Annotated in this window: 17 protein-coding genes; 10 read left to right on the plus strand and 7 right to left on the minus strand. The window is 67.9% G+C overall.

Features of this window, described 5'->3' with window-relative positions; genetic code table 11:
- The coding region (locus tag WA965_RS01080) for a hypothetical protein (RefSeq protein ID WP_526446927.1) at positions 1-190 on the minus strand (190 nt) is incomplete at its 3' end.
- A gap of 173 nt (positions 191-363) precedes the next feature.
- Between WA965_RS01080 and WA965_RS01085 the strand changes: the two genes are divergently transcribed.
- Positions 364-1026, plus strand: a complete 663-nt coding sequence (locus tag WA965_RS01085) for an O-methyltransferase (RefSeq protein ID WP_526299554.1) — start codon at positions 364-366, stop codon at positions 1024-1026.
- Between the two features lie 37 nt (positions 1027-1063).
- Here WA965_RS01085 and WA965_RS01090 read toward each other — a convergent pair whose 3' ends face one another.
- On the minus strand, positions 1064-1795 hold the full coding sequence (locus tag WA965_RS01090; protein WP_526299556.1) for an IclR family transcriptional regulator: 732 nt from the start codon (positions 1793-1795) through the stop codon (positions 1064-1066).
- 70 nt (positions 1796-1865) lie between these two features.
- Here WA965_RS01090 and WA965_RS01095 point away from each other — a divergent pair, with 70 nt between their 5' ends.
- From WA965_RS01095 to WA965_RS01105, 3 genes are read left to right on the plus strand one after another with little or no spacing between them, the layout of a single operon-like run.
- Positions 1866-3206, plus strand: a complete 1341-nt coding sequence (locus WA965_RS01095) for an FAD-binding oxidoreductase (protein WP_526299558.1) — start codon at positions 1866-1868, stop codon at positions 3204-3206.
- Entirely contained in the window at positions 3206-3970 is a 765-nt protein-coding gene (locus tag WA965_RS01100; RefSeq protein ID WP_526299560.1) for a DAPG hydrolase family protein, read from the plus strand. Before WA965_RS01095 ends, WA965_RS01100 begins: the two co-directional genes overlap by 1 nt.
- 23 nt (positions 3971-3993) lie before the next feature.
- Positions 3994-4368: an SRPBCC family protein gene (locus WA965_RS01105; protein WP_526299574.1), complete on the plus strand. Its 375-nt coding sequence runs from the start codon at positions 3994-3996 to the stop codon at positions 4366-4368.
- Here WA965_RS01105 and WA965_RS01110 read toward each other — a convergent pair.
- Positions 4355-5290 (minus strand): Lrp/AsnC family transcriptional regulator, encoded by a 936-nt coding sequence (locus tag WA965_RS01110; RefSeq protein ID WP_526299562.1) that lies wholly within the window; start codon positions 5288-5290, stop codon positions 4355-4357. The two genes, WA965_RS01105 and WA965_RS01110, sit on opposite strands and share 14 nt — an antisense overlap.
- A gap of 219 nt (positions 5291-5509) precedes the next feature.
- Between WA965_RS01110 and speB the strand changes: the two genes are divergently transcribed.
- The 3 genes from speB to WA965_RS01125 are packed head-to-tail and all read left to right on the plus strand — an operon-like array spanning position 5510 to position 9544.
- The gene (gene speB, locus WA965_RS01115) at positions 5510-6463 is read left to right on the plus strand and encodes an agmatinase (protein WP_526299564.1); all 954 of its coding nucleotides are present in this window, start codon (positions 5510-5512) and stop codon (positions 6461-6463) included.
- Entirely contained in the window at positions 6460-8067 is a 1608-nt protein-coding gene (locus WA965_RS01120) for a thiamine pyrophosphate-binding protein (protein WP_526299566.1), read from the plus strand. The genes speB and WA965_RS01120 overlap by 4 nt, the downstream gene beginning before the upstream one ends.
- A 10-nt stretch (positions 8068-8077) precedes the next feature.
- Positions 8078-9544, plus strand: coding sequence for a sodium:solute symporter family protein (locus WA965_RS01125; protein ID WP_526299568.1), 1467 nt, complete (start codon positions 8078-8080; stop codon positions 9542-9544).
- A 24-nt stretch (positions 9545-9568) separates the two neighbouring features.
- On the opposite strand, the gene WA965_RS01130 is transcribed toward WA965_RS01125, so the two are convergent.
- From WA965_RS01130 to ilvD, 3 genes are all read right to left on the minus strand, one after another.
- Positions 9569-10261: a chymotrypsin family serine protease gene (locus WA965_RS01130; RefSeq protein WP_526446929.1), complete on the minus strand. Its 693-nt coding sequence runs from the start codon at positions 10259-10261 to the stop codon at positions 9569-9571.
- A gap of 83 nt (positions 10262-10344) precedes the next feature.
- A complete protein-coding gene (locus WA965_RS01135) occupies positions 10345-10779 on the minus strand; it encodes a hypothetical protein (RefSeq protein ID WP_526298889.1) in 435 nt (144 codons plus the stop codon).
- A 107-nt stretch (positions 10780-10886) separates the two neighbouring features.
- Entirely contained in the window at positions 10887-12584 is a 1698-nt protein-coding gene (ilvD, locus tag WA965_RS01140) for a dihydroxy-acid dehydratase (RefSeq protein WP_526298887.1), read from the minus strand.
- 79 nt (positions 12585-12663) lie between these two features.
- Here ilvD and WA965_RS01145 point away from each other — a divergent pair, with 79 nt between their 5' ends.
- Positions 12664-13299, plus strand: coding sequence for a DUF305 domain-containing protein (locus WA965_RS01145; RefSeq protein WP_526298886.1), 636 nt, complete (start codon positions 12664-12666; stop codon positions 13297-13299).
- 31 nt (positions 13300-13330) lie between these two features.
- The gene (gene ricR, locus WA965_RS01150) at positions 13331-13612 is read left to right on the plus strand and encodes a copper-sensing transcriptional repressor RicR (RefSeq protein WP_347133555.1); all 282 of its coding nucleotides are present in this window, start codon (positions 13331-13333) and stop codon (positions 13610-13612) included.
- On the opposite strand, the gene WA965_RS01155 is transcribed toward ricR, so the two are convergent.
- A complete protein-coding gene (locus tag WA965_RS01155) occupies positions 13609-13908 on the minus strand; it encodes a thiamine-binding protein (protein WP_526298884.1) in 300 nt (99 codons plus the stop codon). The genes ricR and WA965_RS01155 overlap by 4 nt on opposite strands.
- A 65-nt stretch (positions 13909-13973) precedes the next feature.
- Between WA965_RS01155 and WA965_RS01160 the strand changes: the two genes are divergently transcribed.
- Positions 13974-14492: a hypothetical protein gene (locus WA965_RS01160; RefSeq protein ID WP_526298882.1), complete on the plus strand. Its 519-nt coding sequence runs from the start codon at positions 13974-13976 to the stop codon at positions 14490-14492.
- The last annotated feature ends 182 nt before the right edge of the window (positions 14493-14674 follow it).

The following is a 14674-nucleotide window of genomic DNA, read 5'->3' on the forward strand; positions in this document are numbered from 1 at the left end:
GGGTGGGTGTGACGGCCGGCGCCGGCGCCGGGGTGCGCAGGTTGGAGCGAATTCTCAGCGCGACGGTGACACCCACGACGAGCGCGGTGGTGATCGCGGTGGGCCAGAACAGAGCCTGAACCAGCACAACCCGGCGTTGCACACGGATCGTCTGCCGCGCGGCGGCACGTCCTTTACTGGTCACACTCATCTGATTCACCTTTCCCGGGCTGCTGGGCGCAGGTACCCAGGTCCATGGCTCGGTAAACCCCGGCCTTCGGGGGCGACCGGTCACGACCACGAAAAACATTGGGGGACTGGCATTGTGACAGTCCGGCCGACCGACCACCGCTGCTCGCCGGGGCCCGCGGTAACGTCGCACGTGTGACTACGCCCGACTGGGTATCGCTCGACGACCTGTTCACCCGTGTCCTGCACACCGAGGACGACGCGCTGCGGCAGGCCCGTGAGGCCGGTGACGCGGCCGGGATGCCCGCCATCGAGGTGTCCGCGCAGCACGCCAAGCTGCTGTCGCTGCTGGTGACGATCGCCGGTGCCCGCAGGGTGCTCGAGATCGGCACTCTCGCCGGGTACAGCACCATCGCGCTGGCGCGCGCGGTCGGGCCGGACGGCGCCGTCGTCTCGCTGGAATTCGAATCCGCGCACGCGGAGGTGGCGCGGCGCAACCTCGAGCGTGCGGAAGTGGCCGACCGGGTGGAGATCATCGTGGGTGCCGCGCTGGACACGCTGCCGCAACTACAGCAGCGCGGCGACGCCTTCGACCTGGTCTTCATCGACGCCGACAAGGAGAACAACGTCGCCTACGTCCAGTGGGCGATCACCCTGGGCTCGCCGGGCACGGTCATCGTCGTCGACAACATCGCCCGCAACGGGCGGGTGCTCGATCCGGGTCCCGACGATGAGCAGGCGCAGGCGGTGCGCGCGATGTTCGACATGATGGGTGAGCACCCACGACTGGACACCGCCGCCATTCAGACGGTCGGCACCAAGGGGTGGGACGGCTTCGCGGTGGCCATCGTGAAGTAGGGCGTGTGACGTAGTCGGCCAGGTCGCGCAGCGAACGTCAGGAAGCCGGACCCGCGTCCCACACAGGCGCTCTCGCTGCGGCGCGCAACGCATCGACGATCACCTCTCGGTGGGCCATGAACCTCTCGGTGGGTGCGGGCACCGAGATCGCCACCACGTGACCGCCCGGCACCCGCCCTGCGATACCGGCGGCGGAGATGCCGACGGTGTGTTCGTCGTGGTCGTAGGCGATTCCGGTGCGGCGCACCTCCCGGACCTCCTCGCGTAGCGATTCGGGGATCTCGCCGTCGTCCAGGGTCGCCAGCGCGGCCTTGCCATTTGCGGTGTCCTGCAGCGGGAATCGGCCGCCGATCGCCGACACGGCCCGGAGCCGGTGCGCGGACTCGATCTGGTCGATGAACCACATCTGCCGACCGCGCAGCACCGACAGGTCGACGGTCTCACCGGTGGCCGCAGCGACCCCCTCGATCACCGGACGAAAAATCGCCGCGAGGTGCGACCCGTCGGCGCTGACCAGTCCGAGCAGGCGATCACCGAGGTGGTAGCGACCGGCGTCGTCGACCGCGGCGAACCCCACGTCGACCAGCGCGACCAGCAACCGGCGCGCGGTGGATTTGGCGAGCCCGAGGTTCGAGCCGATGTCGACGGGGCGCAACCGGCCCGGTGCGGTCGCGATCTCGTCGAGCGCCGATGCGGCCCGCCGGAGAACCTGCAGTCCGTCTTCCCGTCCGTCGGCCTCGATCCGTCGATTCTCATCCGTGGACGCCATGTCGCCACTATATTGATCCGCTAGACGAATCAGCAAGATCCGATATACGGATCGCACGGAGGGCAGAGTGATGCCACAGCTTCCGGCCGGGCGGCACTTCTGCCGCGGCGCCGAGGGTTACGAAGAGGCGCGATCGCAGACGGTGTGGAATGCCCGCACCCCGCAGCGATACCCTGACGTCGTCGTTCAGGCGGCCGACGTCGACGACGTCGTCGCCACGGTCCGGTTCGCGCAGCGCCGGGATCTGCGCATCGGCGTCCGCTCCGGCGGGCACAGCTGGGCCGGCAACCACGTCCGCGACGGCGGCGTGCTGCTCGATGTCAGCCGACTCGACCAGTGCGTTGTCGACCCCGATGGCCGGATCGCCGTGGCCGGACCGGGATTGGGCGGCAGCGTCCTGGCGGCCACGCTGGCCGAGCAGAACCTGTTCTTCCCGGCGGGACATTGCAAGGGGGTGTGCATCGGCGGCTACCTGCTGCAGGGCGGGTACGGCTGGAACAGCAGGGTCCTCGGTCCGGCGTGCGAGAGCGTGCTCGGGCTCGACGTGGTGACGGCCGACGGACAGCGCCTCTACATCGACGCCGAAAACCATGCCGACCTCTACTGGGCGGCAAGAGGATCCGGTCCGGGGTTCTTCGCCGTCGTGACTTCCTTTCATCTCAAGCTCTATCCGCGGCCACCGGTCTGCGGCAGCAGCATCTACGTGTATCCGTGGGAGGCCGCCGACGAGATCTATCCGTGGGCGCGGTCGATCAGCGCCGAGGTGGACCGCCGTGTCGAGTTCCAGATGGTCGCGTCGCGTGCGGTGCCCGGCGCCGGACTCGACACCCCGGGCATCGTCATGGCCTCCCCGGTGTTCGCCGACACCGAGCAGGACGCCGTGGATGCCCTGGCACTGTTGGAGACCTGCCCGGCCCGGGAACAGGCGATCGTCGCGGTGCCGTACGCGCCGACCGACCTGGAGACCTGGTACGCGGGCGTGATGAGCAACTACCCGACGGGATACCGCTACGCCACCGACAACATGTGGACATCCGCGCCGGCAGTGGATCTGATGTCGGGGATCAGACGCATTCTCGAGACGATGCCACCGCACCCGGCGCACTTCCTGTGGCTCAACTGGGGGCCGTCGCCGTCGCGGCAGGACATGGCCTACAGCCTCGAGGACGAGATCTACCTCGCCCTCTACGGAGTGTGGCGGGACGCCGCGGACGACCCGAAGTACAGCGACTGGGCACGAACCAACATGTCCGCGATGGAACACCTGCAGACCGGTGTGCAACTGGCCGACGAGAACCTCGGCGAGCGGCCCGCCCCGTTCGCCACCGCCGAGGCGATGGCCACGCTGGACCGGGTCCGATCCGGGTACGACCCGGACGGCCGATTCCACAGCTGGATGGGACGGGTGTGATGAGTTACCTCGGGTATCGCGACGGCGACGCTGACACGCCGTACGGCCGGTTCTTCCGCCCGCAGATGGCGCCGCTGCAACGCCACGTCGCCGAAGCGCTCGAACACGGTCCGCAGGCCGCCCCCGTACTCCTCGGATTCGACGATCGCGCAACACTTCTCGATGCCGGCTATCTGCAGACCGAGAACGGTTACGGCACGCTTGCTCTCGGAGGCATCCAGGTGTCGGTACGCACCGACATGCCCGGGGTGACGCCGCAGATGTGGGACTGGTGGTTCGGCTGGCACGGCAGCGATAGTCGGCGCTACAAGCTGTGGCATCCCCGCGCGCACGTCTCGGCACAGTGGCGCGACGATCTCGGCGACGGGCCCTACGTCGGCCGGACTTCGGTGGTCCGGGAGTACCTCGGGTCGTCATTCACCAAGGCTGCGATCCAGTTCGTCGCCCCCGCCGCGCTCGGTCTCACGGTGCCGGCGGGTGAGGTCGCGGTGTGTGCGCGGTTGGGATCGGGTGATCTGCCGGTCGATGTGGGCTGGCTGATCCATCACGTGCGGCCGACGCCGGAGGGGGCCGAGATGCGATCGCGGTTCTGGATGGGTGGTTCGCTCATCGCGGTCCGCCACGGAAACCTGTTGGCCAACAGTGTCGTTCGTCCCGTTGCGGCCCGGCTGCTGCCCGACCCGCGGGATCTGCTGGTGCACTGCGCACAGGAGATGAACCACCTGGCCGGATTCCTGCCCGAACTGCATGCACGGTTCGGATAGCGCACTTGGGGTATCCGCCCGTGGTGTGGACAGTGGACAGACAGATCGAAGCGTCGGCGGATTCGGTGTGGCGCATCCTGGTGGACCTCGACATGTGGCCCCGATGGGGCCTGACGGTCAGCCGGGCTGAACTCGACGGCGCGGCATTCGAACTGGGCGCGACCGGTCGGGTGTGGACCCCGGTCGGCGTTCCGCTGCCGTTTGTCATCTCCGAACTCGACCCCGGCCGGTCCTGGGCATGGCGCGTCGCTGGGGTGCCCGCCACGAACCACGGCGTCGAACCCGCCGACTCGGGCTGCCGGTTGTGGATGAGCGCGCCGGTGTGGGCGCCCGCGTACCTCCCGGTTCTCGAGCTCGCGCTGCGACGGATCGAGCGCATCGCCGTCAGCGCGACGTAGTCGATCTCCCGTCGCTTCGCTCGCCCCATGCTGCCGTCGCCCCGATCCCGGAGGCGTAGCTCTCCTTGACCACGTCGAGGTGCGTCCAGCTCTCCAGGGTCCGCACGCCCGGCAGTGCGCGCACCGCGTCCAGCACCTCGACCAGTTGCGCGGCCGAGAAGGCACGAACCGTGACCAGCACGTCGAAGCGTCCGAGGGTGCGCGCGACGAAGATGACCGACGGCATCGCGGTCAACGTCGCGACCACCTCGTGGTGATCCCCGGCGAGTCGGATACCGAATCCCAGTGCGCTCTGCCGGTCCTGACCCGAGTGCCGCACCACGGCGCCGACGCGGACGACCTTGTCCGCGATCAGTCGAACCACTCGCCGACGAGCGCCGGCGGCCGACAGCCCGACCGTCGCCGCCAGTTCGACATAGGAACTTCGGCCGTCCTGTTGCAGTGCGGCCAGCAGTTTGAGGTCCGTGCCGTCCACCTCGGTGCGGACATCGCCGACGGGCCCGATCACATCGCGCACCACCTCGACGTACATCAGGGTGTCGACTCCCCAGACGCCGGGGAGCGCGCGCAGTTCGGCCACGGCCTTGTCGACGTCGCGGGCGGACGCCGACCGGATCTCGGCGACAAGGGCGTGCGGGCCGCCCGTCAGCGACAGGAACGGGATGTCGTCGCGGCGCGCGAGCTGCTCGGCCACCGGCGCTGCAGGGCCGTAGACGACGACGCTGACGTGGGCCAGGGCGCCCCTGCCGAGGACAGCGGGATGGACCGCTCCGCGGATGACAACCTGTTCGCTCGAGATGAGCCGCTGAATCCGGGCGGCAGCGGCGGACCGGGACAGCCCGACGGTGCGTGCGATCTCCCGGTGGGTGAGGCGTCCGTCGACCTCGAGCAGTTCCACGATGGCCTCATCGACCTCATCCACCACACACCGCCATAATTTCCGTCGAGATTTTTGGACCGGACCGAGTTGACATATCAATCGATCCGAGGCCCTATTCGATCATGAAACTCCGTAATCAACCGGACAACACGACACATCGATATCCGAAACGTCGCTGTAACGATGGAACTGCTTGCAGTGCCTCTGACATGGGCTTAACGTGACCCGCACCACATCCCCGAGAGTCAGAGGCCACATCGAATGACAGCTCCTGTCGGCCCGGTCGACGCGTCGAAGACACCGCGTTTTGCAGGCCCGGCCTCCTTCGCCCGGTTGCCACGCCTGGACCAGGTGCCCCGCGCCGACGTCGCCGTCGTCGGGGTGCCGTTCGACTCCGGGGTGTCCTACCGCCCCGGCGCCCGCTTCGGCCCGACCCATGTGCGGGAGGCCTCACGGCTGTTGCGGCCCTACAACCCGGCATTGGACGTATCCCCATTCGAGATCGCTCAGGTCGCAGACGCCGGCGATATCGCGGTCAACCCGTTCAACATCCACGAGGCGATCGAGACCATCGAGGCCGCCGCCGTGGATCTCACCCGGGACGGCACCAGCCTGGTCACCATCGGCGGTGACCACACCATCGCCCTGCCGTTGCTGCGCGCCGCGTCCCAGAAGCACGGCCCGGTGGCACTGGTGCACTTCGACGCTCACCTGGACACCTGGGACACCTACTTCGGCGCCGAGTACACCCACGGCACGCCATTCCGGCGGGCCGTCGAAGAGGGCCTGCTCGACACCGAGGCGCTGTCACACGTCGGCACCCGTGGACCGCTGTACGGCAAGAAGGATCTCGACGACGACCGCCGATTCGGGTTCGGCATCGTCACGTCCTCCGACGTGTACTACCAGGGCGTGCGTGAGGTCGTCGACAAGCTTCGGCAACGACTCGGCAATCGGCCGGTGTACGTCTCGATCGACATCGACGTGCTCGACCCCGCACACGCGCCGGGCACCGGCACGCCCGAAGCCGGCGGCATGACCAGCCGCGAACTGCTCGAGATCCTGCGCGGCTTCCGCGGGCTGAACCTGATCGGCGCGGATGTCGTCGAGGTGTCACCCGCCTACGACCACGCCGAGATCACCGGGGTCGCGGCCTCGCACGTCGCCTACGACCTGGTATCGCTGTTGGCGATGAGGCACGAGGAGTCTTCGTGACTCGAAACGGAGGCGACGTCGTCGTCGAAACCCTGACAGCGCTGGGGGTTTCGCACGTCTTCGGCATTCCGGGCCAACATGCGCTGGGCCTGTTCGACGCCATCCGGCGCAGCGACCTGACCTTCGTCAGCTCACGCGTGGAGAACAACTCGGCCTTCGGCGCCGATGGATACTCCAGGGCCACAGGCGAAGTCGGGGTGTTGTTCCTGTCCACCGGGCCGGGGGCGCTCACCGCGCTGGGTGCGCTGCAGGAGGCGTACGCGACGGGCGTGCCGCTGCTGGTGATCGTCAGCCAGGTGCCCAGTGCCGGTTTGGGGCTGCGGCGCGGAATGCTGCATCAACTCGACGATCAGCAGCGCAGCGCGATCAACGTCACCAAGAGCACCGCGGTGGTCCGGCATGCCGCCGAGATTCCGAGCCGGGTCGCCGACGCGTGGTCGCTGGCACAATCCGCGCCCGCCGGCCCGACATGGGTCGAGATTCCGCAGGACGTGCTGCTCGGACCTGCCGACGCGCCGCCGGTGTCCTCAGTGGTCACCACGGTTGTGCAACGGCGACCGCGCGCGGAACTCGTTGATGAGGCCGTCGCGCTCCTGAGTTCTGCTCAGCGCCCGGTGATTTTGGCCGGTGGCGGCGTGCGCCGGTCCAGTGGCGGTCCTGAGGCGCTGGTTACCCTTGCCGAAAAGGTCGATGCGCCCGTGGTTTCGACGGTCGGCGGTAAGGGCGCGATCCGGTTCGACCATCCGCTGTCTGCGGCGTCGTGGATCGAGGACCGGCACACCACCGCACTGCTGGAGGACGCCGACGTGCTGGTGGTTGTCGGCACCGCGATGGGTGAGGTCACGAGCAACTACTTCACGTTCGAGCCCAACGGTCGGCTGATTCACATCGACGCCGAATCGCGAGTGCTGCAAGCCAACCACCCAGCGCTGGCCATCCACGCCGACGCTGCGCTCGCGCTGGCGGCGATCACTGAGAAGGTGGCGCAGCGCAACTCGGCCGACGGCGCTCGGATTGCCGCTGATCTCCGACGGTCGGTGCAGGACAGGCTCGCCGGTCAGGACGTCGCCGCTGAACTCCGGCTGATGGACGATCTGCGGGCAGCGGTACCTGCTGCGGCACAGACGTTCTGGGACATGACGATCGCCGGCTACTGGGCCTGGTCGGCGTGGGATCCCCAGGACGGCGGGTTCCATTCCGCCCAGGGCGCCGGCGGACTCGGGTTCGGATTCCCGGCGGCACTGGCTGCCGCGATCGGAACCGGTGCCCGCACCCTGGCGGTCTCCGGTGACGGCGGTGCGATGTACTCGATCGCCGAACTCGCCACAGCCTGTCAGCACGACGCCGACGTCACGTGGCTGATCGTCGACGACGGCGGTTACGGAATCCTGCGGGAGTACATGACCGACGCGTTCGGCACCGCCACCGCAACAGAACTCGCGCGCCCCGACTTCGTCTCGCTGGCAGCGAGTTTCGGCGTGCCTGCGCATCTGGCGACACTCGACACCGTCGGCCGGATCATCGCCGAGACGTTCACCACCCGCGGTCCCGCGGTTGTTGTTCTACCCGCACTGCTGCGGATGTTCGCCCCCACCCACATTTGAGGAGCACATCATGGGCCACCCGATCGACATCGCGATCATCGTCGTCTATCTCGCCGCCATGCTCGCGTTCGGGTTCTGGGGCAAGTCCCGGACCAAGGACTCCGACGACTTCCTCGTCGCCGGTCGGCGTCTCGGCCCGGCGCTGTACACGGGCACCATTGCGGCCGTCGTGCTCGGCGGTGCGTCGACCGTCGGCGGGGTGGGGCTCGGCTACCAGTACGGCATCTCGGGCATGTGGCTGGTGGTGGCCATCGCGGTCGGACTGCTGGCGCTGAGCCTGCTCTTCGCGGGGCGGATTCAGCGGCTCAGGGTGTACACCGTCGCGCAGATGCTGCGGCTGCGCTACGGCGTGGACGCCACGTCGTCCTCCGGAATCGTTATGGCCGCTTACACATTGATGCTGTCGGTCACGTCGACGATCGCGTACGCGACCGTGTTCAACGTCCTGTTGGGCACCAACCGCACGGTGTCGGTGATCATCGGCGGTGCCACCGTCATGCTGTACTCCTCGATCGGTGGGATGTGGTCGATCACGCTCACCGACATGGTGCAGTTCGTCCTCAAGACCGTCGGGATCTTCTTCCTGCTGCTGCCGTTCACGCTGACCAAGGCCGGGGGATTCGAGGGCATCCGCGAACGGGCCGGCGACGCGGTGTTCGACCTCGGTGCCATCGGTCTTCCGACGATCATCACGTTCTTTGTGGTCTACAGCTTCGGAATGCTGATCGGACAAGACATCTGGCAGCGGGTGTTCACCTCTCGATCGCCCGCGGTCGCCAAGTGGGGCGGCACCACCGCGGCCGTCTATTGCGCGCTGTACGGGATCGCCGGTGCGGTGATCGGCATGGCGGCGTCAACACTGCTGCCCGACATCGAGGCCAGCGACGACGTGTACGCCCAGATCGCCGAGACGATCCTGCCGGTCGGTATCAGTGGTCTGGCGCTCGCGGCCGCGGTCGCGGCGATGATGTCCACTGCGTCGGGTGCACTTATCGCCACGGCGACCGTGGCGCGCACCGACGTGAAACCATTGCTGCTGCGGATGATCGGCCGTTCGGACAAGACAGAAGCCGACGGGCAGCGCGACCTGCACTCCGATCGTCGCTACGTGGTGGTCCTCGGCATCGTCGTCATCGTGATCGCCGCACTGCTCAACGACGTGGTGGCGGCGCTGACGATCGCCTACGACATCCTGGTCGGCGGTCTGCTGGTGGCCATCCTCGGCGGTTTCGTCTGGAAGCGGGCGACCGGTGCCGGCGCACTGTGGTCGATGGGGGTCGGGACCGTGGTCACCCTCGGCACGATGTTCGTCGTCGGCGATGTGCTCGCCAACGAGCCGATCTACTACGGCCTCGGCGCCAGCCTGATCGCCTACGTGGTGGCCAGCCTGCTCACCCCGCGCACCTCACCGGAGGTACTGCAGGTGTGGGACGACCGGCTGGCCGGCAAGGACGAGGTAGTCGTGAAGGCGCCGTAGTCAGCTGTATCCCCGGGTGACCGGTCAAGCCCAGTTCGCAAGTCCCCATTCGGCCATGACCGGCGCAACCAGGGTGGCGTGCACGATGCGCCCGAACACGTCGTCGCTGTGCGCGAACAGGATTCCGACGGCCGCGACGGTTCCATCGACCTGGCGGGCGTACACCGGTGCGCCGGAATCACCGAGGTCGTCCCAGGCGCGGAACGACACCTGGGTGTCGGTGACCGCGGTGACCGGGCCGCAGGACACCCCCGTGCGCGCTCCCGACTTGCACAGCTGCGGCTGCTCGCGACGTACGTCGTCCGCGCTCATCACGCGGGACACGTTCATCGCATCCACCTGGCTCACCAGCGGTACCGAGCTGCCGGCGAGATCCACCAGACCGATGTCACGCACGCCGGGTATCACCTCCCACCGCACGTAGTGCCCGATCATCCGGTCGCCCGTCGGCGTCCGCTGCAGCACGGTGTCGTTCACCGGGTCGCGGTCGCAGTGGCCCGCCGTCAGCATTCCCGGTGCTCCGCTGGGCGTACGGACAGTGAACCCCGCCGTGCACTGATAGGGCTGTCCGTTGGCGGCGAGGCTCGTGCTGACCAAATAGGCCCCGGGGCTTGCCACGGGATATTCGCCCAATGCGTTGGAAGCCGGCACCTGACTGAACGTGATCGTGGCGAGCGCAGCGGCGGCAATGCCGGCGATCCTGAGTCGGTTCTGCATCAACGTCCTTTGTAGCGGCGATGTGTGACGGTCGGTGTCGAGGTCGCCAGGAACCGGTGTTCGGAAACGCGTCTGGTCGGGCGTCACACCCAGACGGCGCCCGCCTCCACCGGGTTGACCCGCATTCCGTGACCGCCGTCGTCGTAGGTGATCAAGGTCCGTAGGTCCTGTGTGGTGACCGTCCAACCGTTTGCGCCGTACGTCTGGCCGGTGCCCAACACCACATCGGCCGATTCGGGACCGGGAATCGTTCCCGCTGCGAAAAACATTTCCCCGGTCGCGCGCACCGCCGCGAGATTGAGCGGCGGCCGCGATACCGCGAAGGTTCCGCCGTCGGATCTGCCGCAGATCGCCATCGGGCGGCCGAGATCCTGGTAGTTGCCACTGAGCAGACAACGAATCTGCCCGTTCTGGACACTGATGGTCTGATCCCCGTCGGCGGCGGCCGCCGAGGGCGCCGACAGACAGGCGCCGAGGACGGACAACGCTGCCGAGGTCGCGGCAACCGTACGAATCATGCGATCTCCACCGGGGGTGAGGGCATCTGCAGAACGTGATGTTCTCACGACTCGGGTCCGCACAGTGTCGAATCGGCTGGCTTGGTCCCTGCTCGGTCGGCTTGCCGCTAGCTGCAGACGGCGCCGGTCGCCGCGGAGTGAACCAGCTTGGTGTACTTGGCCAGCACGCCGGTCGTGTACACGGGCGGCAACGGCTCGAACCCCACCTTGCGCGCCTCGAACTCGTCGGCGTCGACCAGCACGTCCAGGGTGCCTTTGCCGACGTCGAGGCGGATCCGGTCACCGTCACGCAGGAACGCGATCGGCCCGCCGTCGACGGCCTCTGGGGCGACGTGCCCTACGCACAGGCCCGTCGTGCCGCCGGAGAATCGGCCGTCGGTCATCAGCAGCACGTCCTTGCCCAGGCCGGCGCCCTTGATCGCGCCGGTGATGGCCAGCATCTCGCGCATCCCCGGCCCACCCTTGGGGCCCTCGTAGCGGATGACGACGACGTCGCCGTGGGTGATCGTGCCGTCCTCGAGTGCGTCGAGCGCGGCCCGCTCGCGTTCGAAAACCCTTGCGGTGCCTTCGAACACGTCCGAGTCGAAGCCCGCCGACTTGACCACCGCGCCCTCGGGCGCCAGGGATCCGTGCAGGATCGTGATGCCGCCGGTCGGGTGGATCGGGTTGGCCAGCGCCCGCAGCACCTTGCCATCGGGATCGGGCGGGGCGATGTGTGCCAGGTTCTCCGCCATGGTCTGGCCGGTCACCGTCAGGCAATCCCCGTGCAGCAGGCCGGCATCCAGCAGCGCCTTCATCACGACCGGCACGCCGCCGATGCGATCGACGTCGAACATCACGTGCTTGCCGAACGGCTTGACGTCGGCCAGGTGCGGCACCTTCGCGCCGACGCGGGTGAAGTCGTCGAGCGTCAGCTTCACGTTCGCCTCCCAGGCGATGGCCAGCAGGTGCAGCACCGCATTGGTGGAACCGCCGAATGCCATCACCACGGCGATCGCGTTCTCGAACGCCTCCTTGGTCATGATGTCGCGGGCGGTGATGCCGCGCTTGAGCATTTCGACGACGGCCTCGCCGCTGGCGCGGGCGTATCCGTCGCGGCGACGGTCGCTGGCGGGCGGGGCGGCGGATCCGGGCAGGGACATGCCCAGTGCCTCGGCGGCCGAGGCCATGGTGTTGGCGGTGTACATGCCGCCGCAGGCGCCCTCGCCGGGACAGATGGCGCGTTCGATGATGTCGACGTCCTCGCGCGACATCAGCCCGCGCGCGCAGGCCCCGACGGCCTCGAACGCGTCGATGATCGTCACGTCCCGCTCGGTGCCGTCGGTCAGCGTCGCCTTGCCGGGCATGATCGAGCCGGCGTAGAGGAACACGCTGGCCAGGTCGAGACGGGCGGCGGCCATCAGCATGCCGGGCAGCGACTTGTCGCACCCGGCCAGCAGCACCGAACCGTCGAGGCGCTCGGCCATCATCACGGTCTCGACGCTGTCGGCGATCACCTCACGGCTGACCAGCGAGAAGTGCATGCCCTCGTGGCCCATCGAGATGCCGTCGGACACCGAGATGGTGCCGAACTCCATCGGGAAGCCGCCGGCGGCGTGCACACCGTCCTTCACGGACTTCGCGAGCCGGTCCAGCGACAGATTGCACGGGGTGATCTCGTTCCACGAGGACGCGACGCCGATCTGCGACTTCACCCAGTCGTCGTCACCCATACCCACAGCCCGGAGCATCCCGCGGGCGGCGGTCTTCTCGAGGCCGTCGGTGACGTCGCGGCTTCTGGGCTTGATGTCAGGACCTGAAGGCATGCGGCCAAGTATGCCCCCGGGTGTTTGCACCGGACAAACCGTTATTCATACCCCCGTGGGGTACTAGTACCCTGGTCGCATGCGTTCCACCCCCGCACGTCTAGCCGCCGCCTTCGCCGCTGTGGCCACCGCCGTCCTGCTCGCCGGCTGCAGCGCCCCGGAGGATTCCGCAGACGACGGCGGCGGCTCCGGGATTCCCGAGACGGCGGTGATCACCGGGGAGCCCGCGGGATACAACGCCGACGATGTCGCGTTCGCCACCAACATGATTCCGCATCACAAGCAGGCCATCGAACTGTCGAACCTGGTGCCCGACCGCTCCACGAACCCGGAATTGGCCTCGCTGGCAGGCCAGATCGCCGCGACGCAGCAGCCCGAGATCAACATCATGAACGTGTTCCTGGTGCAGTGGAACGAGAACCCGGAGGCCGGCGTCGACTCCGACGGCGAGGGCCACGCCGGACACGGGCAGAGCATGCAGGGGATGGTCGACGACGCGACGATGACGCGGTTGGAGTCGCTGCGCGGCACAGAGTTCGACACACTGTGGCTGGAGTCGATGATCAGCCACCATCAGGGGGCGATCGAGATGGCCAAGGCCGAGATCGCCAACGGAGAGAATATCGACGCGATCGCGATGGCCGAGACGATGGTGCGGACGCAGGAAGCCGAGATCGGACAGATGAAGCAGATGCTGGAGGGCAGCCGTGAGTGAGAACCCATCGGTTGAGGCGGGCCATTCGAATGTGCACGGCTACTCGGCGCAGAAGGAGAACTACGCCAAGCGGTTGCGCCGCATCGAAGGTCAGGTCCGCGGCATCGCCAAGATGATCGACGAGGACAAGTACTGCATCGACATCCTGACGCAGATCAGCGCGGTCAACAGCGCGCTGCAGTCCGTCGCCCTCGGGTTGCTCGACGAGCACCTCGGCCACTGCGTGACCCACGCGGTCGCGGCGGGTGGCTCGGATGCGGATGCCAAGCTCGCGGAGGCGTCGGCGGCGATCGCCCGGCTGGTCCGGTCCTAGCTGCCCAGTGCGTCTTCGATGCGCGCCACCTTCGCGGTGAGCTGGCCGGTGTAGCCGGGCCGGATATCGGCCTTGAGCACCAGGCTGACCCGGGGGGCGACGGCGGCGACGGCGTCCACCGCCTGCTTCACGACGGCCATCACCTCATCCCACTCGCCCTCGATGTTGGTGAACATCGCGTTGGTCTCGTTGGGCAGCCCGGAGGCGCGCACGATCCGGACCGCTTCGGCGACCGCGAGACCGACACCCCCGGTCTCGTCGCTGCCGGAGGGACTGATGCTGAAGGCCACGATCATCCGCTAAGAATGCCTGAGGATCGATATCGCGCATTTTCCGCGGTCAGCGTGCATAGGATCTGGCCATGGCCTCGAGCAAGCTTCTGGAATCGTTGAGCGAATCCGATCTCCTTCTTGTTCGCGCGACCGAACCGGCTGAACTCACTGCCCTCGACGAGGACGAGCTTCTCGAGCTGCACGCCCGCGTGCGCCGGGCCCGCAACAAACATGTGGGGATCTATCGGCGCCGCGGCGCGGCCCGGGTTTCCCAGAAAGGCGCTCGCGGGGCCGCGCGCGGCGGAAATGTGAGGAATGCCGCCCGCGCCGAAGTCTTCGAGGAGGCCCTCGCCCGGGTGAGCCGCCAGGTGAGTGCGGCGGCCCGCGACAGTGCCCGGTCGCTGAAGGAAGAGCGGCTTGCGTTGGTGCGCGCCGAGAATGCGGCTCCGGCCCGTAATGCTTCTGCCCGAAAAGCCCCGAGCACTGCAACGCGACCGGTGCGCACCGATACGACACGGAACTCCCCGGGCCGCAAGAAGCGCGAAGCGAGTACGAAGGCGACCGGGGCGCGCCGCCAGGCCAAACGCGACAGCCGGTCCCGCGGCTAGCCGGAAAAGCGTCGTTCAGCGATCTTCCAGCTTGTAACGTCTGGGTCCTCGCCGCCGATATCAGTGCAGCTCAGCGCCCTGACCGGGGCGGGACGGAAGCTCTCACGAGTGTGGCCGAGCGTCGTGCTGTGCCACACTGGGTTGAGTCGCTGAACTGGAGGTACTTGCATGCGACAGGGAAA

It is taken from the genome of Mycobacterium sp., from assembly GCF_049683935.1.
In the GTDB taxonomy this organism is placed as follows: domain Bacteria; phylum Actinomycetota; class Actinomycetes; order Mycobacteriales; family Mycobacteriaceae; genus Mycobacterium.

What these genes read in the sequence shown, in the direction of transcription:
- WA965_RS01090 (WP_526299556.1), bottom strand. Translation starts at nt 1,795, where the DNA reads ATGGCGTCCACGGATGAGAATCGACGGATCGAGGCCGACGGACGGGAA.
- WA965_RS01095 (WP_526299558.1), top strand. Translation starts at nt 1,866, where the DNA reads ATGCCACAGCTTCCGGCCGGGCGGCACTTCTGCCGCGGCGCCGAGGGT.
- WA965_RS01100 (WP_526299560.1), top strand. Translation starts at nt 3,206, where the DNA reads ATGAGTTACCTCGGGTATCGCGACGGCGACGCTGACACGCCGTACGGC.
- speB (WP_526299564.1), top strand. Translation starts at nt 5,510, where the DNA reads ATGACAGCTCCTGTCGGCCCGGTCGACGCGTCGAAGACACCGCGTTTT.
- WA965_RS01125 (WP_526299568.1), top strand. Translation starts at nt 8,078, where the DNA reads ATGGGCCACCCGATCGACATCGCGATCATCGTCGTCTATCTCGCCGCC.
- WA965_RS01130 (WP_526446929.1), bottom strand. Translation starts at nt 10,261, where the DNA reads ATGCAGAACCGACTCAGGATCGCCGGCATTGCCGCCGCTGCGCTCGCC.
- WA965_RS01135 (WP_526298889.1), bottom strand. Translation starts at nt 10,779, where the DNA reads ATGATTCGTACGGTTGCCGCGACCTCGGCAGCGTTGTCCGTCCTCGGC.
- ilvD (WP_526298887.1), bottom strand. Translation starts at nt 12,584, where the DNA reads ATGCCTTCAGGTCCTGACATCAAGCCCAGAAGCCGCGACGTCACCGAC.
- WA965_RS01145 (WP_526298886.1), top strand. Translation starts at nt 12,664, where the DNA reads ATGCGTTCCACCCCCGCACGTCTAGCCGCCGCCTTCGCCGCTGTGGCC.
- WA965_RS01155 (WP_526298884.1), bottom strand. Translation starts at nt 13,908, where the DNA reads ATGATCGTGGCCTTCAGCATCAGTCCCTCCGGCAGCGACGAGACCGGG.
- WA965_RS01160 (WP_526298882.1), top strand. Translation starts at nt 13,974, where the DNA reads ATGGCCTCGAGCAAGCTTCTGGAATCGTTGAGCGAATCCGATCTCCTT.